We start from the raw sequence: 24,602 nt of genomic DNA on the forward strand, positions 1-24,602 counted from the left end.
GTGATGGCGGAGGTCGACTGCGCTGACAGCATCAGTAACATCAAACCATAGCATCAGAGTTTCTTCAGTTGATCGGGTGGCGCGGGGCGACTTCTACGCTCGCTGCCATTGCCAACCCCTCGTCCAGAAAGACTCCCCATGCAAAGCTTTGACGCCATCGTGATCGGTGCCGGCGTGATCGGCAGCTCGGTCGCCTACCACCTCGCGCGTTTGGGCGCCCAGAAGGTGCTGGTGCTCGACCGGCTGCAGATCGGCTCGGGCACCAGCACCCAGTCGTCGGGCATCTTGCGCACCCACTACTCGGTGATCGAGAACGTCGAGCTGGCCAAGCGTTCGTGGTCGGTCTTCAACGACTTCGCCGGCTACCTGGGCGACGAGGAAATGTCGGCCGGGCTGGTCAAGTGCGGCTACCTGATCTGCTCGCCCGATGGCCCCAAGCTCGCGCCCCTGCGGGCGGCCCTGGAGGGCCAGCGCTCGATGGGCATCGAGGTGCAGCTGATCGACGCGGCCGCCGCGCGCGAGATGCTGCCGATCGCCCACTTCGACGACGCCGCGCTGATCGGCTACGAGCCCGAGGCGGGTTTTGCCGACGCCTACCTGGTGGCCACGGGTTTTGCGCGGGCGGCGCGCCGGCTGGGCGTCAAGATCATGGAGGGCGTCAACGTCGAGCGGCTGCTGATGGACGGCGGCCGGGTGGTCGGCGTGGAGACGAGCCAGGGCACGTTCTTGAGCCCCACCGTCATCAGCACCCAGAACATCTGGGCCGGTGACATCGAACGCTGGACCGGCGTGCCGACCCCGGTGAAGGCCGAGCGCCACGCCGTGCTGGCACTCGAAGGCCCCGAGGCCTACAGCTTCAAGATGCCGGTCTTCAAGGACCTGGGCTCGCCCGGCATGCTCTATTGCCGCAGCTACGGCGGTAACCAGATGCTGGTCAGCGAAGGCACGGTGGGCGAGACGCTGGCGCAGCCCGACAACGAGCAGGGCGACATCTCGATGGACTACGTGGTCGAGGTCGGCGCCCAGGTGGCCGAGCGTTTCCCGTCGTTCGGCGAGGCGGGGCTGGCTTCGTCGTGGACCGGCGTCTACGACGTCACGCCCGACTGGAACCCGGTGCTCGGCCGCCTGCCCGACGTGCCGGGGCTGATCGTCGGCTACGGCTTCTCCGGCCACGGCTTCAAGCTCTCGCCCGGTGTCGGCCGCGTGCTGGCGCAGGAGGCGCTGGGCCTGCCGACCGACGTGTCGCTCGCGCCCTACGCACACGAGCGTTTCCGCAGCGGCCACTTGCTGAGCGGCAAGTACGGCCTGGGCGCGGTCTCCTGAGCGCGAGGTGAGCACCATGCACATCCTCGTTCCCGTCAAACGTGTCGTCGACTACAACGTCAAGGTGCGGGTCAAGAGCGACGGCTCGGCGCTCGACATCGGCGGCGTCAAGATGTCGATGAATCCCTTCGATGAAGTCGCCGTCGAGCAGGCCGTGCGCCTGCGCGAAGCGGGCCTCGCGACCCGCGTCACGGTCGTGGCCTGCGGCGCGGCGATCTGTCAGGACGTGCTGCGCACCGCCCTGGCGATGGGCGCCGATGCGGCCGTGCTGCTGGAAACCGAAACCGCTTCGCCGGCCGGCCCGGCCCTGCTGGACGCCCTGACCGAGCTGGTCCGCCGCGACGGCATCGGCCTGGTGCTGTGCGGCAAGCAGGCGATCGACGACGACCTGGGCGACACCGCGCCGATGCTGGCTGCGTTGCTCGACTGGCCGCAGGCGATCTCGGTCAACCGCCTCGAGATCGACGGCGCCAGCTTGCGGGTGTCGTGCGACGGCGACCAGGGGCTGGAGCTGTGGTCGCTGCCCCTGCCGGCGGTGCTCGGCGTCGACCTGCGGCTGTGCGATCCGCGCTCGATCACGCTGCCCAACATGATGAAGGCGAAGAAGGCCGTCATCACCCGGCTGCCGCTCGCCGCGCCAGCCGAAGGCGGCGCCGAGCGCTGCAGCGTGCTGGGCTTTGCGACACCGCCCGACCGGCCGGCCGGCGTCCGGGTGCCCGATGTCCAGGGCCTGATCGACCACCTGCGGCAGTTGCCCGCACTGACCCCCACCGCTTGAGCCCCGCCATCATGACCACGCTCGTCATTGCCGAACACGACTCCCTGCAGCTCGACGCCACCACGTTGCGCCTGCTCACCGCCGCGCAGCAGCTCGGTGATCCGGTGCACATGCTGGTGCTGGGCCAGGGCTGCACCGCCGTGGCCGAGGCGGCCGCCACGCTGCACGGTGTGTCGCAGGTGCTGCTGATCGACGCAGCCGCGTTTGCCACGCCATCGGCCGAAACCCTGGCGCGGCAGATCGAGGTGCTGATGCCCGGCTACCGCACCCTCGTGGCCGCGCACCAGGTGCTCTACCGCGGCGCCTTGCCGCGTGTGGCGGCGCGCCTCAAGGCGGCCTTCCTGACCGACATCCTGGCGATCGAATCCCGCCAGCGCCTGACCCGACCGATGTACGCCGGCAGCGTGCTGGCCCGCGTCTCGATCGACGCCGAACAGGCCTTGCTGACCGTGCGCCCGTCGGCCTTCGCGCCCTGCGCCCAGGACGCTCAAAGCCCTTGCCCGGTGCGGCCGGTGGCGCCCGTCGCCGCCGACACCCGCACCCGCCTGGATCGCCGTGAAGCACTGGCCAGCGATCGCCCCGAGCTCAGCCGCGCCCGCGTCGTGGTGGCGGCCGGGCGTGGCGTGGGCGCGCTGGCGCACATGCAGCTGGTCGAGCAGCTGGCCGATCACCTGGGCGGCGCGGTCGGTGCCTCGCGCGCGGCGGTCGATGCCGGCTTCGCGCCCAACGCGATCCAGGTCGGCCAGACCGGCAAGACCGTCGCGCCCGACGTCTACCTGGCATTCGGCATCTCGGGCGCGATCCAGCATTTGGCCGGCATCAAGGACGCGGGTGTCATCGTGGCCGTCAACAAGGACCCCGACGCGCCGATCTTCTCGGTCGCCGACATCGGCCTGGTGGGCGACCTGTTCGAGGTGTTGCCGGCACTGAAGGCGGCCTTGCCGTCCTTGCAGGTCGTGGCATGACCACGCCGCGTCGTGGCCAGGGCTGGCGACGCTTTGCGCTGGACCATCTGCAGCCCGAACCCTGGCGCAACGGCGCCGGCCAGACCCGCCCGGTCGCCAGCCGCCAGGATGGCGCGGGCATCGTCTGGCGCGTCAGCGTGGCCGAGATCGAAGCCGCCGGGCCGTTTTCCCGCTTCGAGGGCATCGATCGCACGGCCGTGATGGTCGAGGGCACTGACCTGCGCCTGGTCGCGCCGCAACGCCAACTCACCTTTGACGGCCCCGGCAGCCAGGTCCACTTTCCCGGCGAACAGGACTGGCACTGCGAGGCGCCGGCCTCGCCGACCCGGCTCTGGAACGTGATGGTGCGACGCGGTGCGGCCTGCGCCGTGGTGCGCAGCGTCGAGGATCAGGTGGTGCTGGTGCCCGAAGGCCAGGCGGCCGCGCAGGTGGCCGACTGGCTCGTGCTGGTCGTGCGGGGCGCGTTCGAGCTGGCCGGCCCGGACGGGCAGTCCGGGCACCTGGTCGGTGGGGACGGCCTGCATCTGCGCACACCCGCAGCCTTTTTGCGCCTGACGCCGTGCCAGCCCGGCAGCCTGCTGGTCATCACCGCGCTCTTCTGAGTTCCCGCCTCACTCCGCCGCGCGCGGATAGACGATGAAGGACAGGAACTTGATCGGGTACTTCACCAGCTTCTCGGGCCCGTGCGGCACCTCGCCCTGAAAGGTCAGCGAGTCGCCGGGTTCGAGCAGGTAGGTCTCCTGGCCGCAGCGGTATTCGATCTTGCCTTCGAGCATGTACAGGAACTCGGTGCCCGGGTGCTGGAAGGTCGGGTAGCGCTCCGAGTCGTCGTTCATCGTGATCAGGAAGGGTTCGAACAGTTTCACCGGGCCCTGATCGTAGGCAAGCAGGTGGTAGGTGTGCCCGTTCTTGGTGCCGCGACGCACCACTTCCATGCCCATCCCCTTCTTGATGTGCTGCGCCGAGCTGGCCGTGACGTCGTATTTGCTGAACAGCATCGACATCGAGACCCCCAGCGCACGCGCGATGCGCGCAAGCGTGTCCATGCCGGCGGAGGTCTGGCCGTTCTCGATCTTCGACAGCATGCCGCGGCTGATGCTGGCCTGCTCCGACACCTGCGCGATGGTCAGCCCGTGGCGCTGCCGCTGCTCCTTGATGGCTGCGCCGACCGATTCTTCGAGTGAGGCGGTTGCGCCTTCGCCGTGTCTGTTCACGAGCCGCTCCTTGCGTCTTTGTCGATGGCGGAAGTGTGCATCGTCCGGCCTGGAAAAAATTCATGTCAGGCATCAATGTTGCATAAGAAGAAACATGACGGCAGCCGATGCCGGACCGCTCGAGCAAGAAAGTCCCTTGTGGACCGTGGATCGAAACCCGAAGGAGTTTTTCTCTTGAACACCGTAGCAGACCCCTTTTCAGCCCGGCCCTCGGCCGATCTGGTGACCCCGCAGCGCTTCAGAACCGTGGAGGAAACCCAGCGTCATCTCAAGTCCGAGGGCGTGAGCTACGTGCTGGCGCAGTTCGTCGACATCCACGGCGTGGCCAAGGCCAAGTCGGTGCCGGTCGAACACCTGAACACCGTGATGACCGACGGCGCGGGCTTTGCCGGCTTCGCGATCTGCGGCGTCGGCATCGAGCCGCACGGGCCTGATTTCATGGCCGTGGGCGATCTCTCGACCGTGTCGGTCGTGCCCTGGCAGCCGGGCCTGGCGCGCATCGTCTGCGAGGGCCATGTCGAGGGCGAGCCCTGGCAGTTCGACAGCCGTGTCGTGCTCAAGAAGCAGGTCGAGCGCCTGAGTTCGCAGGGCCTGACGATGTTCACCGGCCTGGAGCCCGAGTTCTCGCTGCTGCGCCGCAATGCCGACGGCACGATCGTGCCGCACGACGCCAGCGACAACCTCGCCAAGCCCTGCTACGACTACAAGGGCCTGTCGCGCACCCGCGTGTTCCTGGAGCGGCTGTCGAACGCGATGCGCGCCACCGGCATCGACGTCTATCAGATCGACCATGAAGACGCCAACGGCCAGTTCGAGCTGAACTACACCTACACCGACTGCCTGACCTCCTGCGACCACTTCATCTTCTTCAAGATGGCGGCCAGCGAGATCGCCAATGAGCTGGGCCTGATCTGCTCCTTCATGCCCAAGCCCTTTGCCAATCGGCCGGGCAATGGCATGCACATGCACCTGTCCATCGGCGACGGCAAGCGCAATCTCTTTCAGGACAAGAGCGACCCGAACGGGCTGGAGCTCTCGCCGATGGCTTACCAGTTCATGGCCGGCCTGCTGCACCACGCGCCCGCATTGACGGCGTTGTGCGCGCCGACCATCAACTCGTACAAGCGCCTGGTGGTGGGCCGCTCGCTGACCGGTGCGACCTGGGCGCCGGCCTACATCAGCTACGGCGACAACAACCGCTCGACCATGGTGCGCATCCCGAAAGGCCGGCTCGAACTGCGCCTGCCCGACGGGGCCTGCAATCCCTATCTGGCGACGGCCGCGGTGATTGCCGCGGGCCTCGACGGCATCGAGAAGCGCATGGACCCGGGCACGCCGCGCAACGTCAATCTCTACGAGTGGAGCGAGGCGCAATTGAAGGAGGCCGGCATCGGCCTGCTGCCGCAGAACCTCAATGCCGCACTCGACGCATTGGAAGGCGACAGCGTCATTCGCGAGGCACTCGGCCCGGTGACGGGGGAGTTCCTGAAGTTCAAGCGCATGGAATGGCTCGAGTACATGCGCCACGTCTCCGAATGGGAAGTCAAGCAGTACCTCGAGTTTTTCTGAAGGAAACAATCATGTGTGGAATCGTTGGACTGTTGTTGAAGAAGCCGGCCTTGCACGGCCATCTGGGCGAGTTGATGGTGCCGATGCTGATCGGCATGACCGAGCGCGGCCCGGACTCCGCCGGCATGGCCGTGTTCACCCAGCCGCTGGCCGAGTCGCGCCGCAAGATCAGTGTCTATTCGGGCATGACCGAAGCCGCCGCGGCCTATGACTGGAACGGCCTGCTGGCCGCGCTGAACGGCGCGTTGAAAGTTGACGCCCGGATCACGATCAAGGGCAACCACGCGATCTTCGCGTTCGAAGGCCCGGCCGAGCCCGTGAAGGCGTTCGTGAAGGCGCATGACGCCAAGCTGCACCTGCTGTCGACCGGCCGCAGCATCGACCTCTACAAGGACATCGGCACGCCGGCCCAGGTGGCGGCGCGCTACGACTTCTCGAAGCTGGTGGGCAGCCATCTGGTCGGCCACACCCGCATGGCCACCGAGTCGGCCGTGACACCCGACCGTGCGCACCCGTTCACCGCCGGCGAGGACTTCTGCCTGGTGCACAACGGCTCGCTGTCCAACCCCAACGGCGTGCGCCGCATGCTCGAGCCGCGTGGCATCAAGTTCGAGACCGACAACGACACCGAAGCCGCCTGCCGCTTTCTCGAATGGCGCCTGCGCGAAGGCGACGACCTGCACGCCGCGCTGCAGAAGGGCTTCGAGGCGCTCGACGGTTTCTACACCTTCCTGATGGGCACGGCGACCGAGCTGGCCCTGATCCGTGACCCCTTCGCCTGCAAGCCGGCGGTGGTGGCCGAGACCGACGACTACGTGGCCATCGCGTCCGAGTTCCGGTCGCTGGCGCACCTGCCCGACATCAAGCACGCCAAGGTCTTCGAACCCGCTCCCGAGGAGATGTACGTATGGAAAATCTGACCTTCGACCTGAGCCGCCAGACCGTGCGCGAGCTCAACCAGCACCTGCACGCCCCGGCCGAAACGCTCAAGGGCCAGCACGTCACGGTGCTCAATCCCGACGGCGCGCACAACATCGCCGTGGGCATCAATGCCCCGGTGAAGGTCACCGTGGCGGGCCACGCCGGCTACTACGCCGCGGGCATGAACAAGTTCGCCGACGTCACCATCGACGGCAGCGCCAGCACCGGTGTGGCCGAGAACATGATGAGCGGCAAGGTGCACGTCAAGGGCTTCGCGTCCAACGGCGCGGGCGCCTCGGCACACGGCGGCCTGCTGGTCATCGACGGCGATGCGGGCCTGCGCTGCGGCATCTCGCTCAAGGGCGCCGACATCGTGGTCGGCGGCTCGGTCGGCAGCTTCTCGGGCTTCATGGCCCAGGCCGGCCGGATGGTGGTCTGCGGCAATGCCGGCGACGCCTTGGGCGACTCGCTCTACGAAGCCGTGATCTACGTGCGCGGCACGATCAAGTCGCTCGGCGCCGATGCACGCATCGAACCGCTCGCCGATGCCGACATCAGCGCACTGGCCGGCCTGCTCGACCAGGCCGGGCTGTCGCACGACCCGCACGACTTCAAGCGCGTGGCTTCGGCCCGCACGCTCTATCACTGGAATGCCGACGCCGACCAGGACTACTGACATGTCAGATACCGAACACCCCATTGCCTTCAAGCGTCTGCAACTCGAAGAGTCGGCAGGTTATGACCGCAGCACGCTGGACTACATCCACCGCGCCTCCAGCACCGGTCTGTACGAGATCCGCGGCCTGGGCGCCAAGCGCAAGCTGCCGCACTTCGACGACCTGGTGTTCCTGACCGCGTCGCTGTCACGCTACCCGCTCGAGGGCTATCGCGAGAAGTGCTCGACCCGCACGGTGCTGGGCACGCGATTCGCCAAGAAGCCGGTGGTGCTGGAAACCCCGATCACGGTCGCCGGCATGAGCTTCGGTTCGCTGTCGGCCAACGTCAAGTCGGCGCTCGGCAAGGCCGCCACCGCGATGGGCACGACCACCACCACCGGCGACGGCGGCATGACGTCCGAGGAGCGCCAGTCGTCGAAGACGCTGGTCTATCAATGCCTGCCCTCGCGCTACGGTTTCAACCCCGACGACGTGCGCCGTGCCGACGCCATCGAGGTCGTGCTCGGCCAGGGCGCCAAGCCGGGTGGCGGCGGCATGCTGCTGGGCCAGAAGGTCAACCCGCGTGTGGCCAAGATGCGCACGCTGCCCGAGGGTGTCGATCAGCGCTCGGCCAGTCGCCATCCCGACTGGACCGGCCCGGATGACCTGGCCATCAAGATCCAGGAACTGCGCGAGCTGACCGACTGGCAGATCCCGATCTACGTCAAGGTGGGCGCCACCCGCGTGTTCAACGACGTCAAGCTGGCCGTGCACGCCGGCGCCGACGTGGTTGTGGTCGACGGCATGCAGGGCGGCACGGCGGCGACGCAGACCTGCTTCATCGAACACGCCGGCATCCCGACGCTGGCGGCGGTGCGCCTGGCGGTGGCTGCGCTCGAAGACCTCGACATGATCGGCAAGGTGCAGCTGATCGTCAGCGGCGGCATCCGCACCGGTGCCGACGTGGCCAAGGCGCTGGCGCTGGGCGCCGACGCGGTGGCGATCGGCCAGGGCGTGCTGATGGCGCTGGGCTGCAACCGCGACACCTACCAGCAGGCCGGCCAGACCCACAGTGCCGAGGCCGACTACGCCGCGCTCGGCACCAAGGCCGGCTTCTGCCACCACTGCCACACCGGCAAATGCCCCGTCGGCGTGACCACGCAGGACGCGGTGCTGGAGCAGCGTCTGGAGCCCGACGTCGGCGCCAAGCGGGTCAAGAACTACCTCAAGACCCTGACCATGGAACTGAGCACGCTGGCACGCGCCTGCGGCAAGCAGGACGTGCATCACCTCGAGCCCGAAGACCTGGTGGCGCTGACCGTGGAGGCCGCCGCGATGGCGCGTGTGCCGCTGGCCGGCACCAACTGGATCCCTGGTCAGAACGGCTTCTGAGGAGTGCGGCCATGACCCCGAGTCCCTCCGAGATCAAGAGCCGGCCGGTCTACGAGCCGCTGCGCCCCGACCTGCTGGCCGGCCGTCACTGGCTGGTGCTGGAGGCGGGTGCGCTGACCGCGCCGTTGCTGGCCGAACTGGGCGGCGTGTTCGCCCCGGTCGCGTCGCAGCTGCAGGTGTGGTGGGCCGGCCCGGCGAGCGCGGTGGGATCGGCCGTCGGGCTCGGCCCGCTCACCGTGCGGGCCGATCTGCCGGCCGTGATCGAGGCGTTGGGCCAGGCCGGGCCGTTCGAGGTCGGCGACCGCCTGTACGTGCAGGGCACCGAGCCCTTCCTGTGGGCCGTCGCGCTGGCGGCGGGCCAGGTCGGCCTGGTGCCCAGCCAGGTCCGGCTCGCCCATGCCGGCAGCCTGCAGCGCAAGGTCTGGTGCACCCATTGCCATGGCTGCACCGAGGGCGTCACCACCCACGTGGTGGCGTGTGCGGGCTGCGGCCGGCACCTGCTGGTGCGTGATCATTTTTCCCGTCGCCATGGGGCCTTCATGGGCGTGATGGTCGACGCCGAGGTGCCGGGCGAGCGGCCGCTGCCGCAGGAGGTGTTTCCATGATCGGTTCCTCATTGACCTTGCGCGTGGTCGCCGTCGACGACATCGCGCCCACGCTGCGCCACGTGCGGCTGGCCGCTGCCGACGGCGCGCTGCTGCCGCCCACCGGGGCCGGCGCGCATGTGCAGTTCAGTCTGCCCGGCCAGGGCCGGCTGCACCGCAATGCCTACTCGCTGGTGAACGCGCCGGGCAGCCGCGCCCACTACGACATCATCGTGCGCCGCGTGCCGGCTTCGCGCGGCGGATCGGCCGCGGTGCACGAGCGCCTCAAGCCCGGCGACAGCCTTGAGGCGCAGTGGCCCGGCAACCTCTTCGCCCCCGTGCGCGGTGCCCGCCATCACCTGATGATTGCCGGCGGCATCGGCATCACGCCCTTCCTGTCCTACCTGCAGGACCCGGGTGTGCGACAAGCCGGCTTTGCGCTGCACGTGTGCTGCCGCGAAGCCGAGAAGGACGTCTTCGCGCCCTGGTTGCCGAGCGCCGACGGCGTGGCCTTTCATTGGGATGCCGACGGCCACCGGCTCGACATCGCCGCGCTGCTGGCCCGCCAGCCGGTGGGCACGCACCTGTACGTGTGCGGCCCCGCCGACCTGAACGAGTCGGTGATGAAGGCCGCGCACGACGCCGGCTGGCCCGCCGATCACCTGCATACCGAGCACTTCGGCGGCGCGTCAGCCACCGGCCGCGCCTTCGAGGCGGTGCTGCACAAGTCCGGCCTGAGCGTGAATGTGGGCGAGGACGAAAGCCTGCTCGAAGCGATCGAACGTGCCGGCGTGGCCGCACCCTGCCTGTGCCGTGGCGGCGCCTGCGGCGTGTGCATCACCGGCGTGCTCGACGGCGAGCCCGAACACCGCGACCACTTCCTCAGCCCGGCCGAACAAGTCGCCGGCCAGCTGATCGCGCCCTGCGTGTCGCGCGCCCGCGGTGCCCGGCTGGTGCTCGATCTGTGACCGGTCGCACTGACCAGGAGCCCTGCATGTCCATCACCTTCAAGCCCGACGAAACCTTCCGCGGCGACTACACCTATCGCAACAGCGACGCCGCGATCCTGCGTTTCCCGTTCCCGTTCCCCGAAGACCGCTACATGTACAGCGTCAACATGGAGCCGCATGCCGGCAAGGGCCCGACGGAGGCCTTTCACCATGCCTTCGACGTCGACGAGCACTACATCGCCGAATGCCGCGACCGGGCCATCACGCTCGCGCGTGACCCGGGCCGCTGCCAGGCGCTGCCGCACATGATGATGGCGCAGTGGGACACGCTCGAACTGCTGATGGACAGCCTGTCGAGCGACTACCCCGAGCACTTCTCGCTGCACAAGTCGGGCGAGGGTTTCGGTGCCGAATGGACCTGGAGCAACCGGCCATTGGGCATCGAGCAGCGCTTCGTGTTCGGCGATGCGGCAACGCTGCCGTGCGAGCCTTTCGAATACATCACCCGCCAGGTGCAGGGCGACTTCGCGATCTGCGACCAGCGCGACAACAACCTGTTCCTCGACGCCGGCATGGTCACGTCGCAGGCCGACTGGTCGCTCGATTTCAACGTCGGCATGAGCTTCATGGAGTGGCACGGCCCGGTGCCGCTGGCGCACCAGACGGGGGTGTTCGAGCGTGCGCTGAAGTACCTGCTGATGATCCGCCAAGGCCAGCCGGTGCGGCGCCTGAACTGGACCATGACGGTCAATCCGCGCCTGGACACCGCGCCGGAAACCTATCCCGAATGGGGCCCGGACCGCGCCTCGATCACGCCCGAGAACGTCGGCCGCAAGCTGCATCTGCGCGTCGAGCTGCAGACGCTGTGGCGGCTGCCGCGCAGCAATGCGCTGCTGTTTCCGATCCGCTGCTACCTGGCCTCGATGGACGAGCTGGTGCGGGTGCCCAAGTGGGGCAAGCGGCTGTCGCGGGTGCTGTCGACGCTGCCCAAGGAACTCGTCGAATACAAGGGCCTGACGCGCTTCCTGCCCACCGCGCTGGCCTATCTGGCGGCCTTCGACGACGGCGCGGATCTGCCCAAGGGCACCGAGGCCGATACCGAACGGCTGGCCGAAGCGGCCTGAGTTTCTCGACCCCACTTTCGGCCCGATGCGCTCGGGTCGAGGGGACTGTTTTTCTTTTCTTTTCCTCTTCTGTTCACTGCTCATTGGAGAACCGCATGACCTCTTGGCGCATCTCGGCCCTGGCCGATCGACACCGCGCGCTGGGCTCGACCCTGGCCGACTGGAACGGCATGGGCACGGCCTGGACCTACAGCTCCGACCTGGCCGACGAGCACGAAGCCATCCGCACCCATGCCGGCCTGATGGACGTGTCGGGCCTGAAGAAGGTGCACGTGATCGGCCCGCACGCCGAGGCCCTGATCAACCAGGCGGTGACCCGCAACGTCAGCAAGCTCTACCCGGGCAAGTCGGTCTACGCCTGCATGCTCAACGAGGCCGGCAAGTTCATCGACGACTGCGTCATCTACCGCAACGGTCCCAACGCCTTCATGGTGGTGCACGGCGCCGGCCAGGGCCACGAGATCCTGACGCGCGGCGCGGTCGGCCGCAACGTTGCGGTGCTGTTCGACGACGACCTGCATGACCTGTCGCTGCAGGGGCCGCTCGCGGTCGAGTACCTGAGCCGGCATGTGCCGGGCATCCGCCAGCTGCCGTATTTCCATCACCTGCAGACGACGCTGTTCGGCCGCCCGGTGATGATCTCGCGCACCGGCTACACCGGCGAACGCGGCTACGAGCTGTTCTGCAAGGCGGCCGACGCGCCGACGATCTGGGACACCATCGTCGCCGAAGGCAAGGCGATGGGCATCGTGCCCTGCGCGTTCACCGCGCTCGACTGGCTGCGGGTCGAGAGCTGCCTGCTGTTCTACCCCTACGACAACTCCGACATGTACCCGATGGACGGCGAGCCCATCGGCGACACGCTGTGGGAGCTGGGGCTGGACTTCACGGTGTCACCGGGCAAGACCGAGTTCCGCGGCGCGGCCGAGCACTTCCGCCTGCAGGGGCGTGAGCGCTTCAAGATCTTCGGCATCGAACTCGACAGCACCGAGGCGGCGCAGGCCGGCGATGCCCTCTACGACGGCGACACGAAGGTCGGCTTCGTCACCTGCGGCATGTATTCGCGCCTGAGCGGGCGCTCGATGGCGATCGCGCGCATGGACACGGCCTACGCCGTACCGGGCCGCAAGCTGGCCTTGCGTGGCGCCGCGCTGAACTGCGCCGCCAGCACCCACAGCCTGCCGTTCGACGACCCGCAGAAGACCAAACGCATGGCCAAGGATTGAGATCATGACGACTTCCAACAGACGCTATACCTTGTCGCTGTCGTGCCCCGATCGGGTCGGCATCGTCGCCGCCGTCAGCAACTTCCTGGCGCAGAACAACGGCTGGATCACCGAGGCCAGCCACCACGCCGAAACCGAGTCGCAGACCTTCTTCATGCGCCAGGAGATCCTGGCCGACTCGCTGCAGTTGAGCATCGACGAGTTCCGCACCGAGTTCGCCAAGGTGGCCGCGCCGTTCGAGATGAACTGGCGCATCTCCGACAGCGCGCGCAAGAAGCGGGTCGTGATCCTGGTGTCCAAGCAGGAGCATTGCCTCTACGACCTGCTCGGGCGCTGGCAGTCGGGCGAGCTCGATGTCGACATCCCGTGCGTGATCTCGAATCACGAGACCTTCCGCGGCCTGGTCGAGTGGCATGGCATCCCCTTCCACCACGTGCCGGTCACGCCGGCCACCAAGGTCGAGGCCTATGCCGAGGTCGAGCGGCTCTACCGCGAAAACGAAGGCGACGTGATGGTGCTGGCGCGCTACATGCAGATCCTGGCGCCCGACCTGTGCGAGAAGTTCCCGGGCCAGATCATCAACATCCACCACAGCTTCCTGCCCAGCTTCGTCGGCGCCAAGCCCTATCACCAGGCCTTCAAGCGCGGCGTCAAGCTGATCGGCGCGACCTGCCACTTCGTCACCTCCGAACTCGACGAGGGCCCGATCATCGAGCAGGACGTGATCCGCATCGACCACTCCGACGTGCCCGAGGAACTGGTGCGCAGCGGCAAGGACGTCGAGAAGGCGGTGCTCGCACGTGGCCTGCGCTACCACCTCGAAGATCGGGTGCTGATCCACGGCAACAAGACCGTGGTCTTCCGCTGAGGATCGGGCATGGCGGCTCGAATCATTGACGGCAAGGCGCTGTCCAAGCAGTTGCGGGTGGGCTTTCGCGAGCGGGTGGCGCGGCTGGTGGAGCAGGGCGTGCAGCCCGGCCTGGCGGTGATCCTGGTCGGCGACAGCGCGGCCTCGAAGGTCTATGTCGGCAACAAGATCAAGGCTTGCGAGGAGTGCGGCGTGCGCTCGCTGCACATCGCGCTGCCGGCCGATGCGAGCGAGGCCGAGGTGCTGGCCACGATCGAGCGGCTCAACGCCGACGCCACCATCCACGGCATCCTGGTGCAGCTGCCGCTGCCGGCGCACATCCAGGTCGCCCGGGTGCTGGAGGCGATCTCGGTGCACAAGGACGTCGACGGTTTCCACCTCTACAACGTCGGCGCGCTGGTCACCGGCAACAGCATCTTCCCGCCGTGCACGCCCTACGGCGTGCAGCTGCTGCTCGACACCACCGGCATCGACGTGGCCGGCCAGAACGTGGTGGTGGTGGGTGCCAGCAACATCGTCGGCAAGCCGATGGGCCTGATGCTGCTGCAGCGCGAGGCCACCGTGACGATCTGCCACGCCCGCACCCGCGACCTGGGGCAGCACACCATCCTGGCCGACATCCTGATCGTGGCGGCCGGCAAGCCCGGCCTGATCGTGCCCGAGATGGTCAAGCGCGGCGCGATCGTGATCGACGTCGGCATCAACCGGCTCGACGACGGGCGCATCGTCGGCGACGTGTGCTTCGACGCGGTCAAGGAGAAGGCCTCCTGGATCACGCCGGTGCCCGGCGGGGTCGGCCCGATGACGGTGACGATGCTGATCGAGAACACGCTGCGATCGGCCGAACGCGCCTTCAAGGCGGTCGACAGCGACGAATTCCAGGACTGGGAGGCACCGACCGTCAGGTCACCTTGAACGGCACGTGTGCATCCCGCCGCCGGTGCCTGCGCTGGCAGGGATGGATTGGCCCGGCGCGTACAGTCGATTCCCCTTGAATCCATCGGGCCCGCGGCGGTCCGCCGTTCACGATGACATCGACACCTTCCTGGCTGCCGGCCACCCGACGCGGCTGGATCCTGTCTGGCCTCGCGCTGGGCCTGGCCGTGCTCGGCCTGATCGTGGCGGTGTTCTACGTGCAGTTGCCGTCGCTCGACAAGGTGATCGACTACCAGCCGCGCCAGCCGCTGCAGGTCTACACGCACGACGGCGTGTCGATCGCCCGCTTCGGCGCCGAGCGGCGCGAGTTCGTGCCGATCGAGCAGATCCCCGCGCGCATGCAGGAGGCCGTGCTGGCGGTCGAGGACAGCCGCTTTCGCGAGCACGGCGGCATCGACCTGCGCGGTCTGGCGCGGGCGGTGCTGTCCAACCTCAGCGGCGGCATGCGCCAGGGCGCGTCGACCATCACCCAGCAGGTCGCGCGCACCTTCTTCCTGTCGACCCGGCGCACGCTCGAGCGCAAGGTGAAGGAGGCGCTGCTGGCGCTCAAGCTCGAACAGCTGCTCGGCAAGGACCAGATTCTCGAGCTGTACATGAACCAGATCTACCTGGGCCAGCGCAGCTACGGCTTTGCCGCGGCGTCGCAGACCTACTTCGGCAAGCCGCTGCAGGCGCTGTCGATCGCCGAGACCGCGATGCTGGCGGGGCTGCCGCAGAACCCGGTCTACGCCAACCCGGTCAGCAACCCGGAGCGCGCCCGCCAGCGCCAGGCCATCGTGCTGCAGCGCATGGTGGCGGTCGGCCTGATCAGCGAGGCCGAGGCCGTCGCGGCCCGGGCCGAGAAGGTGCAGGTCCGCTCGCCGCTGGACGTCGACGTGCATGCCGAACACGTGGCCGAGATGGCGCGCCAGATCGTCGTCGAGCGCCACGGCGAGCAGGCCTACACGCAGGGCTACAAGGTGATCACCTCCTTGCGCGCGGCCGAGCAGCAGGCGGCCTGGCAGGCGCTGCGCCGCAGCGTGATCGAGCACGATCGCCGCCAGTCCTACCGCGGCCCCGAGGACCACGAAGACCTGCCCGACGATGCCGCCGAGGCCGAGGCCGCCATCACCCGCGCCTTGAAGGAGCACCGCGATGACGAAGACCTGCGGCTGGCGCTGGTCGTGCAGGCCGGCGCCAAGGAGGTGACGGCCCAGCTGGCCAGCGGCGAGACCGTTCGCCTGGCTGGCGAAGCCTTGCGCTGGGGCCAGGCGGCGCTGTCGCCCAAGGCGAAGCCGGCGCTGGCGATCCGCCGCGGTTCGGTGATCCGGGTGCAGGCGACGTCGCGGCGCAAGGGCGCGCCGGCCTGGACGCTGGCGCAGTGGCCCGAGGCCGAGGCCGCCTTCGTCGCGCTCGATCCGCAGACCGGCCGGGTGCGTGCGCTGGTCGGCGGCTTCGACTTTGCGCGACGCCAGTTCAACCACGTCACCCAGGCCTGGCGCCAGCCGGGGTCGAGCTTCAAGCCGTTTCTCTATTCGGCCGCGCTCGAACACGGCGTGATGCCCGACACGCGTGTCAACGATGCCCCGCTCGATCAGGCCGGCGACCTGCCGTCGGGCTGGGACCCGCAGAACTCGGACGGCCAGTACGACGGTCCGATCACGCTGCGCCAGGGCCTGGCCCGTTCGAAGAACCTGGTGAGCATCCGGGTGCTGCAGCACGTCGGCGTCGGCCCTGCGCGCGACTGGGCCGCGCGTTTCGGCTTCGACCCGGCCCGCCAGCCCGACAACCTCAGCCTGGCGCTGGGCGCGGGCAGCACCACGCCGATGCAGCTGGCGCAGGCCTACGCGGTGCTGGCCAACGGCGGCTGGCGCATCGAGCCGGTACTGGTCGAGCGCATCACCGATGCGCAGGGGCAGGTGCTCTACGAAGCGCCGGCCCCGGCGGCGCTGGTCGAGGAACGACGCGCCGTGCCGGCGCGCAATGTCTTCGTCACCAGCAGCCTGCTGCAGGAAGTGACCCGCTCGGGCACCGCCGCCCGCGCCCAGCAGCAGCTGCAGCGGCCCGACCTCTACGGCAAGACCGGCACCACCAACGATGCGGTCGACGCCTGGTTCGCCGGCTTCCAGCCCGGCGTGGTGGGCGTGGCCTGGATGGGCTACGACACGCCGCGCAGCCTGGGCCAGCGCGAATCCGGCGGCGGACTGGCGCTGCCGATCTGGATCGGCTACATGCGCGAGGCGCTGAAAGGCGTGCCGGTGGCCGAGCCGGGCGCGCCCGACGGCGTGACGTGGACCGGCGACGACTGGCGCTACGGCGAATGGGCCGACGGCGGCCAGGTCGAGGGCATCGGCCTGCCGCAAGGCGTGATCGAGCAGGTGACCGAGCCGATCCGGGACTGGTTCAAGGAGCTGTTCGCGCGGCCCCGGGCGTCCGGCCCCTGAGTGCCGCCGGATTGCCGGCCGGGTGGCTCAGACCGCGACCCAGATCTGCCGGTCCTGCACGCGCACCGGATAGGCGTTGACCGAGTGCTCGGGGGTTTCCAGGCATTCGCCGCTACGCAGATCGAAGTGGTGCTTGTAGATCGGCGAGGCGACGACGATGCGCCCGCCCAGGCAGCCCACCAGCCCACGCGAGAGCACGCCGGCCTGCGAGCCGGGGTCGAAGTTGTCGATCGCGAACAGGCGCTCGTCGTCGCTGTCGCTGCGGTCGAGGTGGAACACCGCCACCTGCCGCTCGCCCACCAGGGCGCAGACGCCGGTGTTGGGAACGATGTCGTCGAGCGAGCACACCGGGCTCCAGGTGCTCTTGTCGAGGTCTTGCGTGTCGTGATTCATGGGGTGCTCCGGGGTCAGGCGGTCAGTTCGGCATCGGCCGCGCGGGCCTCGCGCTCGTCGGGCGTGGCGGGGCGGATCTGGCCGCGCTCCTGGATGAAGATGACGTTCGGGTCGGTGCGGTCGCTGTTGACGAACTGGCGGAAGCGCTTGCGCGTCTCGGGGTGGGTGACCGCGTTCTTCCACTCGCACACGTAGGTGTCGACCACGTTCTGCATGTCGGCCTCGAGTTCGGCCGCCAGGCCCAGCTTGTCGTGCAGGACGACCTGCTTGAGGTAGTCGAGGCCACCTTCGAGGTTGTCGCGCCAGACGCTGGTGCGCTGCAGGCGGTCGGCGGTGCGGATGTAGAACATCAGGAAGCGGTCGATGTAGCGGATCAGCTCCTGCTTCGACAGGTCCGAGGCCAGCAGCTCGGCATGGCGCGGCTTCATGCCGCCGTTGCCGCACACGTACAGGTTCCAGCCCTTCTCGGTGGCGATCACGCCGACGTCCTTGCCCTGCGCCTCGGCGCATTCGCGGGTGCAGCCCGAGACGCCGAACTTGATCTTGTGCGGTGCGCGCAGGCCCTTGTAGCGGTTCTCCAGCTCGATCGCCAGGCCCACGCTGTCGGCCACGCCGTAGCGGCACCAGGTCGAGCCGACGCAGCTCTTGACCGTGCGCAGCGACTTGCCGTACGCATGGCCCGACTCGAAGCCTGCGGCGATCAGTTCCTCCCAGATCGACGGCAGCTGATCGACGCGGGCGCCGAACAGGTCGACCCGCTGGCCGCCGGTGATCTTGGTGTACAGGCCGTACTTCTTGGCCACCTGGCCGACCGCGATCAGGCCGTCGGGCGTGACCTCGCCGCCGGCCATGCGCGGCACCACCGAGTAGGTGCCGTCCTTCTGGATGTTGCCCAGGAAGTAGTCGTTCGAGTCCTGCAGGCCGGCCAGTTCCTTCTTCAGGATGAAGTCGTTCCAGACCGAGGCCAGGATCGAGGCCGCCACCGGCTTGCAGACATCGCAGCCCAGGCCTTTGCCGTGGCGGCGCAGCAGTTCGTCGAAGCTGCGGATGCCCTCGACCTTGATGATGTGGAACAGCTCCTGGCGCGAGTAGGCGAAGTGCTCGCACAGGTGGTTGTTGACCGCCAGGCCCTGCTTCTTCATCTCGGCCTTCATGACCTGCGTCACCAGCGGCACGCAGCCGCCGCAGGCGGTGCCGGCCTGGGTGCAGGCCTTGAGTTCGCCGATGGTGCTGGCGCCGCCGGCCACCGCCGCGCACAACTGGCCCTTGCTGACGTTGTTGCACGAGCAGATCTGCGCCGAGTCCGGCAGCGCGTCGACGCCCAGTGCGGGCCTGGCCTGGCCGTCGCTGCTCGGCAGGATCAGGAATTCGGGCGCCTCGGGCAGTTCGATGCGGTTGAGCGCCATCTGCAGCAGCGTGCCGTATTCGGCCGCGTCGCCCACCAGCACGGCGCCCAGCAGGTGCTTGCCGCACTCGGACACCACCAGCTTCTTGTAGACCTGCTTGCGCTCGTCGTTGAACTGGTAGGCGCGGCTGCCGGGCGTCTTGCCCATGGCGTCGCCGATGCTCGCCACGTCCACGCCCATCAGCTTGAGCTTGGTGCTCATGTCGGCGCCGCCGAACTCGGCCGCCGCCTCGCCGGCCAGCTGCCGCGCGGCGACACGGGCCATCTCGTAGCCCGGCGCCACCAGGCCGAAGATCTGGCCGTTCCAGAGCGCGCACTCGCCGATCGCGTAGATGTCGGCGTCGCTGGTGCGGCAGCGGTTGTCGATCACGATGCCGCCGCGCGGGCCGACCTCGAGGCCGCACTGGCGCGCGATCTCGTCACGCGGACGGATGCCGGCCGAGAACACGATCATGTCGGTCTCGAGCTGGCTGCCGTCGGCGAACACCATGCGGTGGCGGGCGGTTTCGCCGTCGACGATCTCGACCGTGTTCTTCTGCGTGTGCACGCCCACGCCGAGTTTCTCGATCTTGGCGCGCAGCGTGCGGCCACCGGCCTCGTCGACCTGCAGCGCCATCAGGTGCGGCGAGAACTCGACCACGTGGGTCTGCAGCTTCATGTCGCGCAGCGCCTTGGCGCATTCCAGGCCCAGCAGCCCGCCGCCGATGACGACGCCGCTCTTGGAGCGGCTGCCGCATTCGAGCATGCCCTCCAGGTCCTCGATGGTGCGGTAGACGAAGCAGTCGGTGCGGTCCTTGCCCGGCAGCGGCGGCACGAAGGGGTAGGAGCCGGTCGCGATCACCAGCTTGTCGTAGGCCAGCACCTCGCCGGCGGCGGTGGTGACGGTCTTGCCGGCGCGGTCGATCGCCACGGCGCGGGTGTTCAGGCGCAGCAGCACGTTGTCGCGCTCGAAGAAACCCGGCGCCACCAGCGACAGGTCCTCGGCGGCCTTGCCGGAGAAGAACTCCGACAGGTGCACGCGGTCGTAGGCCGGGCGCGGCTCCTCGCACAGGACGGTGACCCGCGCGTCGCGCAGACCCGAGGCGTCCAGGCTCTCCAGGAACTTGTGCCCGACCATGCCGTGGCCGATGACGAGGATTTTCATGGTGTGCTGCTTCGGTGATGTCGGATGACTTCGGCGTCGCCGAATGGCATCGGCGCCGCTGAAGGTGGACGGGGTCTTGGGGGTAAGGCGCCGGGCGCACGACGGCATGGCACGGGCAGGCGTCGTGCGGCGCATCGGTGCGCCGCCGCAGGGGCTGCAAGGCCAGGGGTCGGGCCCGGGTTCGCGCAGAGGCTGGCTTTAGCCTTGATGAGCGACGACATCGTCGCTGCAGCGAACCTGGCAGACATGGAGAGTCCGGTGACTCGGTTCACGATGGCCCATCGGCTTCGTGACGAGGCAGGTCTTTGCAATCGTCGTGCCAAAGTCGAGCGGCCCGCGTCTCGACGCTGCAGACCGGACCGGATGCACCAAGGTCGAGTCTTCTTGCACCACCCACGAGGTGCTTCGGGTGTGCGCGCACTGTTGCGGTGCCATGTGCGCGCGGGTGCGTCGGCCGGCGAGATCACGGTTTCCGCCGCAGCCCTGCTCACGGTGTCGTGTTTCTCTCGTGGCGAGGGCCGTCGGTGCCAAGATTGCGCATTCGTCGACCGGCGCGTTCTGGCCGCTGCTGGCCGGATGCGGTCGATTTTGTTACATTTTGTCGTCCGCTGCGACTGATGTGCGCGGGTGCCAATGGAGAGCTGGATGGGAATCGAAGATCTGATGCAGGCGGTGCAGTCGCTCAACACCGACGACGCCTTTCATGCGCGCCTGGATGTCATGCAATGGCGCACGCTGGGCTCCTACCTGGCGGCTTACCAGATGCGTGCCGGCGACCTGCTGATCAAGCAGGGCGACGCCGATCGGACCGCCTATTTCCTGGCGCTGGGCACCTTGCAGGTCTATCGCAACACCGGTTCGGGCGCCACCAGTCGCATCGCGCTGCTGCGCCCCGGCTCATTGGCCGGCGAGACCGGGTTGTTCAGCGATCAGCCGCACTCGGCCAACGTCGAGGCCATGACGGCCACGACGGTCTGGGCGATGCACCTGCCGCGCTTCGAGGAACTCGCCGCGCGTGCGCCGGCGATCGCGATCGAGTTCCTGCGTGCCTCCGGCGCCGTGATGGCCGCCCGCTTGCGCGCCAACATGAACCACCAGATCGCGGCGGCCTGATTCCCGACCCGACCCGGCCTGACCCGCGCGGCGCGGCCGCATCACGTCCGGTCGCGCGGGCGATGCCTGTTCGGGCAGTGCGGAGAATGGCAGCGCAGCCATGCGGGCGCTTCGAAGCTGCGGCAAGCTGTCCCCATCGTCTTGCCCTGGAGAGCCGCCATGAATCCCAGCCCTGCCGTGCTGAGCGAGGAGCAGTTGCGCAGCCGGCTGCCGCTCGAGCTGCCGCACTGGTCGATCGAACACGGCCGGCTGTTCCGCCGCTGGCGCACCAGCGGCTGGAAGAGCACGCTGATGGTGGTCAATGCCATCGGTCATCTCGCCGAGGCGGCCTGGCACCACCCCGATCTGTCGGTGTCGTATGCGGCGGTCGACGTCAAGCTGAGCACCCACTCGGCCGGCGGCATCACCGAGAAGGATCTGGCGCTGGCCAGCAAGATCGAGCAGGTGATCGGCTGGCAGCCGGCGCTGGAGCCCGACTCTGTGCTCGAGGGCACGCCCAACAGCGACCCGCGGCTGCGCTACATCCGGTACGACACGCCGGCGCCGGGTGGCACGGACTGATTCGCGGCCGGCGGCTCAGCCCTTGAGCAGCCGGCTTTCGGCCAGCGCGAGCGGTTCGGGCAGGCCGCGCAGCACCAGCACGTCGCCGCCGCGCAGTTGCAGTGCATCGGTGGCGTCCTGAACCTGGCCGCTGGCGCGGCGCAGCGAGATCACCGCCACGCCGAGCGCCTGCAAGGCCAGATCGCCGAGTTCGTGGCCGACGGTCGGTGCCCCGGCCGGCAGGCTGACCGACAGCAGCCGCTCCTGTTCGAGCTCCTGCACGGTGTCGTCGTCGATGCCGTGGAAATAGCCGCGCAGCAGGCTGTAGCGTGCGTCACGGGCGTCCTGGGTGATGCGAAGCACGCGCCGCATCGGCACGCCCACCAGCGCCAGCGCATGGTTGGCCAGCATCAGCGAACCCTCGATCGCCTCGGGCACGACCTCGGTGGCGCCGGCGGCGCGCAGTTTCTCGAGGTCGGTGTCGTCGATCGTGCGCACCACCACCGGCACGTGGGCGGCGTGTTCGTTGACGTGGTGCAGCACCTTCAGGGCCGAGGACGTGTCGTGGTAGCTGACCACCACCGCGCTGGCACGCGCCAGGCCGGCGGCCATCAGGCTCTGCAGCCGCGCGGCGTCGCCGAACACCACGCTCTGGCCCGCCGCCGCGGCCTGGCGCACGCGGTCGGGGTCGAGGTCGAGCGCCATGTAGGGGATGTGTTCCTGGTCGAGCAGGCGCGCCAGGTTCTGGCCGGCGCGGCCGTAGCCGCAGATGATCACGTGTGCCTCGGTGCGGATCGATTTCTTGGCGATGGTGGTCAGCTGCACCGACTGCATCAGCCAGTCGCTCGCGGCCAGGCGCATCACGATGCGGTTGCTGTGCAGGATCAGGAACGGCGCGGCCAGCATCGACAGCACCATCGAGGCCAGCACCGGGCTCATCCAGCGGGCGGCGATGAGGTGCTGCTCGGCGCCCAGCGACAGCAGCACGAAACCGAACTCGCCCGCCTGCGCCAGGTACAGGCCGGTGCGGATCGCCACCCCTGGCGTCGCGCCGAACGCGCGCGCCAGCAGCGTCACCAGCACGCCCTTGGCCAGCAGCGGCGCGGTGCTCAGCAGCAGCACCAGATCCCAGCGTTCGAGCACCGGGCGCCAGTCGAGCTTCATGCCCACGGTGATGAAGAACAGCCCGAGCAGCACGTCGTGGAACGGGCGGATGTCGGTCTCGACCTGGTGCTTGTATTCGGTCTCGGCGATCAGCATGCCGGCGACGAAGGCGCCCAGCGCCAGTGACAGACCGGCGTGTTCGGTCAGCCAGGCCAGGCCCAGCGTGATCAGCAGCAGGTTCAGGATGAACAGCTCTTCGCTCTTGCGCTTGGCCACCCGCGTGAGCCACCAGCGCATCGCCCGCTGGCCGCCCCACAGCAGCACACCGAGCAGTACCACGGCCTTGACCAGCGCCAGGCCGAGGGTGCGCCAGAGGTCGTCGCCACCTTGCGCCAGCGAGGGGATCAGCACCAGCAGCGGCACCACGGCCAGATCCTGGAACAGCAGCACGCCCATGACCCGGCGACCGTGTTCGCTTTCGAGTTCGAGCCGCTCGGCCATCATCCGGGCGACGATGGCGGTGCTCGACATCGCGAGCGCCGCGCCCAGCGCCACCGCGCCGGTCCAGTGCAGTTCCCAGGGGCGTGCCGCCATGCTGAACAGCCAGGTCAGCAGGACGTTGCCGATCACCGCGCCCAGAATCGTCAGCGTCACCTGGCCCATGCCGAGCCCGAACACCAGTCGCCACATGCTGCGCAGCTTGGGCAGGTTGAACTCGAGCCCGATGACGAACATCAGGAACACCACGCCGAACTCGGCCAGGTAGCTCACGCCCACCGAATCGCGCGCCAGGGCCAGCGCATTGGGGCCGATCAGCACGCCGACGATCAGGTAGCCGAGCATCGCCGGCAACTTCAGCAGACGGCAGCCGACCACACCGAGCACCGCGGCAAGCAGATAGAGGAGAGCGAGTTCGAGGGTGCTGGCCATCACTAGAATCCCGTCATCCTAAATCACGCCGCAACCCGGCCGAGCGGCCCATGTCTGCCAGCAGCTCCCCCTTCGACGCCGAACGTGCCATCCGGATGGCACGCCAGACCCTGCAGATCGAGGCCGATGCCCTGCGCGATCTGCAGCCGCAGCAAGGCGCGTCCTTCGCCGAGACGGTGCAGGCGATGCTCGCCTGCCAGGGCCGCGTGGTCGTGATGGGCATGGGCAAGAGCGGCCATGTGGGCCGCAAGATCGCCGCCACGCTGGCGTCGACCGGCACGCCGGCGATGTTCGTGCACCCGGGCGAGGCCAGCCACGGCGACCTCGGCATGGTCACGCGCGGCGATGTCGTGCTGGCGATCTCCAACTCGGGCGAGAGCGACGAACTGGCGGCGATCCTGCCCGCGCTCAAGCGCTTGGGCGTCACGCTGGTGGCGATGACCGGCCGGGCCGAGTCGACGCTGGCCTCGCATGCCGACCTGGTGCTGTCCAACCGCGTCACCCAGGAGGCCTGTCCGCTCAACCTCGCGCCCACCGCCAGCACCACGGCGCAGCTGGCGCTCGGTGACGCGCTGGCGGTGGCGCTGCTCGATGCGCGCGGCTTCCGGGCCGAGGACTTCGCCCGCTCGCACCCGGGCGGCTCGCTGGGCCGCAAGCTGCTGACCCATGTGCGCGACATCATGCGCAGCGGCGACGCGGTGCCGCGTGTGCGCCCCGACACCGGCTTCCTCGACGTCATGCGCGAGATGAGCGCCAAGGGCCTGGGCACGACGGCCGTGGTCGACGAAGACGGCCGCGCGATCGGCATCTTCACCGACGGCGATCTGCGCCGCGCCATCGAGGCTGGCATCGACCTGCGCGAGCGCGATGCCCGCGGCGTGATGCATGCCGGCGCGCGCACCGTGCGCGAGGACGCCCTGGCGGTCGAGGCGGCCGGCCTGATGGAAGAGGCCCGTGTCACGACCTTGCTGGTGAGCGACGCGCAGGGCCTGCTGGTGGGCGCGATCAACACCAACGACCTGATGCGCGCCAAGGTGATCTGAG

At 68.7% G+C, this 24,602-nt stretch carries 22 protein-coding genes; 18 read left to right on the forward strand and 4 right to left on the reverse strand.

What is annotated here, in order from left to right:
• Window positions 1-138 precede the first annotated feature (138 nt).
• From LCHO_RS00805 to LCHO_RS00820, 4 genes are read left to right on the forward strand one after another with little or no spacing between them, the layout of a single operon-like run.
• Window positions 139-1,323, forward strand: coding sequence for an NAD(P)/FAD-dependent oxidoreductase (locus LCHO_RS00805; protein ID WP_012345198.1), 1,185 nt, complete (start codon window positions 139-141; stop codon window positions 1,321-1,323).
• Between the two features lie 16 nt (window positions 1,324-1,339).
• Window positions 1,340-2,101, forward strand: coding sequence for an electron transfer flavoprotein subunit beta/FixA family protein (locus tag LCHO_RS00810; protein WP_012345199.1), 762 nt, complete (start codon window positions 1,340-1,342; stop codon window positions 2,099-2,101).
• Between the two features lie 11 nt (window positions 2,102-2,112).
• The gene (locus LCHO_RS00815) at window positions 2,113-3,066 is read left to right on the forward strand and encodes an electron transfer flavoprotein subunit alpha/FixB family protein (RefSeq protein ID WP_012345200.1); all 954 of its coding nucleotides are present in this window, start codon (window positions 2,113-2,115) and stop codon (window positions 3,064-3,066) included.
• Window positions 3,063-3,668 carry a HutD/Ves family protein gene (locus LCHO_RS00820; protein WP_012345201.1) on the forward strand — a complete coding sequence of 202 codons (606 nt, stop codon included), beginning with the start codon at window positions 3,063-3,065 and terminating at the stop codon, window positions 3,666-3,668. Before LCHO_RS00815 ends, LCHO_RS00820 begins: the two co-directional genes overlap by 4 nt.
• A 9-nt stretch (window positions 3,669-3,677) precedes the next feature.
• Here LCHO_RS00820 and LCHO_RS00825 read toward each other — a convergent pair whose 3' ends face one another.
• On the reverse strand, window positions 3,678-4,280 hold the full coding sequence (locus LCHO_RS00825) for a helix-turn-helix domain-containing protein (RefSeq protein ID WP_012345202.1): 603 nt from the start codon (window positions 4,278-4,280) through the stop codon (window positions 3,678-3,680).
• 222 nt (window positions 4,281-4,502) lie between these two features.
• Here LCHO_RS00825 and glnT point away from each other — a divergent pair, with 222 nt between their 5' ends.
• From glnT to LCHO_RS00880, 11 genes are all read left to right on the forward strand, one after another.
• Entirely contained in the window at window positions 4,503-5,849 is a 1,347-nt protein-coding gene (gene glnT, locus LCHO_RS00830) for a type III glutamate--ammonia ligase (protein WP_050757269.1), read from the forward strand.
• Window positions 5,850-5,860: 11 nt separating this feature from the next.
• Window positions 5,861-6,769 (forward strand): class II glutamine amidotransferase domain-containing protein, encoded by a 909-nt coding sequence (locus LCHO_RS00835; protein ID WP_012345204.1) that lies wholly within the window; start codon window positions 5,861-5,863, stop codon window positions 6,767-6,769.
• A complete protein-coding gene (locus tag LCHO_RS00840; protein ID WP_012345205.1) occupies window positions 6,757-7,446 on the forward strand; it encodes a GltB/FmdC/FwdC-like GXGXG domain-containing protein in 690 nt (229 codons plus the stop codon). The genes LCHO_RS00835 and LCHO_RS00840 overlap by 13 nt, the downstream gene beginning before the upstream one ends.
• 1 nt (window position 7,447) lies before the next feature.
• Window positions 7,448-8,818: an FMN-binding glutamate synthase family protein gene (locus LCHO_RS00845; RefSeq protein ID WP_012345206.1), complete on the forward strand. Its 1,371-nt coding sequence runs from the start codon at window positions 7,448-7,450 to the stop codon at window positions 8,816-8,818.
• Window positions 8,819-8,829: 11 nt separating this feature from the next.
• On the forward strand, window positions 8,830-9,423 hold the full coding sequence (locus tag LCHO_RS00850) for a dimethylamine monooxygenase subunit DmmA family protein (RefSeq protein WP_012345207.1): 594 nt from the start codon (window positions 8,830-8,832) through the stop codon (window positions 9,421-9,423).
• Window positions 9,420-10,370, forward strand: a complete 951-nt coding sequence (locus LCHO_RS00855) for a PDR/VanB family oxidoreductase (RefSeq protein WP_012345208.1) — start codon at window positions 9,420-9,422, stop codon at window positions 10,368-10,370. Before LCHO_RS00850 ends, LCHO_RS00855 begins: the two co-directional genes overlap by 4 nt.
• Before the next feature lie 26 nt (window positions 10,371-10,396).
• On the forward strand, window positions 10,397-11,476 hold the full coding sequence (locus LCHO_RS00860) for a heme-dependent oxidative N-demethylase family protein (RefSeq protein WP_012345209.1): 1,080 nt from the start codon (window positions 10,397-10,399) through the stop codon (window positions 11,474-11,476).
• A gap of 95 nt (window positions 11,477-11,571) precedes the next feature.
• Window positions 11,572-12,702 (forward strand): aminomethyl transferase family protein, encoded by a 1,131-nt coding sequence (locus LCHO_RS00865; RefSeq protein WP_012345210.1) that lies wholly within the window; start codon window positions 11,572-11,574, stop codon window positions 12,700-12,702.
• A 4-nt stretch (window positions 12,703-12,706) separates the two neighbouring features.
• Window positions 12,707-13,570 carry a formyltetrahydrofolate deformylase gene (gene purU / locus LCHO_RS00870; RefSeq protein ID WP_012345211.1) on the forward strand — a complete coding sequence of 288 codons (864 nt, stop codon included), beginning with the start codon at window positions 12,707-12,709 and terminating at the stop codon, window positions 13,568-13,570.
• A gap of 9 nt (window positions 13,571-13,579) precedes the next feature.
• Entirely contained in the window at window positions 13,580-14,485 is a 906-nt protein-coding gene (gene folD / locus LCHO_RS00875) for a bifunctional methylenetetrahydrofolate dehydrogenase/methenyltetrahydrofolate cyclohydrolase FolD (RefSeq protein ID WP_012345212.1), read from the forward strand.
• Between the two features lie 113 nt (window positions 14,486-14,598).
• Window positions 14,599-16,929, forward strand: coding sequence for a penicillin-binding protein 1A (locus LCHO_RS00880; protein ID WP_012345213.1), 2,331 nt, complete (start codon window positions 14,599-14,601; stop codon window positions 16,927-16,929).
• A gap of 27 nt (window positions 16,930-16,956) precedes the next feature.
• On the opposite strand, the gene nirD is transcribed toward LCHO_RS00880, so the two are convergent.
• Both nirD and nirB read right to left on the reverse strand, forming a co-directional pair.
• Window positions 16,957-17,322 carry a nitrite reductase small subunit NirD gene (gene nirD / locus LCHO_RS00885; RefSeq protein ID WP_012345214.1) on the reverse strand — a complete coding sequence of 122 codons (366 nt, stop codon included), beginning with the start codon at window positions 17,320-17,322 and terminating at the stop codon, window positions 16,957-16,959.
• A 14-nt stretch (window positions 17,323-17,336) separates the two neighbouring features.
• Entirely contained in the window at window positions 17,337-19,871 is a 2,535-nt protein-coding gene (gene nirB / locus LCHO_RS00890; protein WP_012345215.1) for a nitrite reductase large subunit NirB, read from the reverse strand.
• A gap of 645 nt (window positions 19,872-20,516) precedes the next feature.
• On the opposite strand from nirB, the gene LCHO_RS00895 reads away from it, so the two are divergent.
• The gene (locus LCHO_RS00895; RefSeq protein ID WP_012345216.1) at window positions 20,517-20,984 is read left to right on the forward strand and encodes a cyclic nucleotide-binding domain-containing protein; all 468 of its coding nucleotides are present in this window, start codon (window positions 20,517-20,519) and stop codon (window positions 20,982-20,984) included.
• Between the two features lie 159 nt (window positions 20,985-21,143).
• Window positions 21,144-21,545: a 4a-hydroxytetrahydrobiopterin dehydratase gene (locus LCHO_RS00900; protein ID WP_012345217.1), complete on the forward strand. Its 402-nt coding sequence runs from the start codon at window positions 21,144-21,146 to the stop codon at window positions 21,543-21,545.
• A gap of 15 nt (window positions 21,546-21,560) precedes the next feature.
• Here the strand turns inward: LCHO_RS00900 and LCHO_RS00905 are convergent, their stop codons facing one another.
• Window positions 21,561-23,558: a monovalent cation:proton antiporter family protein gene (locus tag LCHO_RS00905; RefSeq protein WP_012345218.1), complete on the reverse strand. Its 1,998-nt coding sequence runs from the start codon at window positions 23,556-23,558 to the stop codon at window positions 21,561-21,563.
• A 50-nt stretch (window positions 23,559-23,608) separates the two neighbouring features.
• Here LCHO_RS00905 and LCHO_RS00910 point away from each other — a divergent pair, with 50 nt between their 5' ends.
• Window positions 23,609-24,601, forward strand: a complete 993-nt coding sequence (locus LCHO_RS00910; protein WP_012345219.1) for a KpsF/GutQ family sugar-phosphate isomerase — start codon at window positions 23,609-23,611, stop codon at window positions 24,599-24,601.
• Window position 24,602: the final 1 nt, after the last annotated feature.

Origin of the sequence: Leptothrix cholodnii SP-6, assembly GCF_000019785.1 — a bacterium.
GTDB lineage: Bacteria > Pseudomonadota > Gammaproteobacteria > Burkholderiales > Burkholderiaceae_C > Sphaerotilus > Sphaerotilus cholodnii.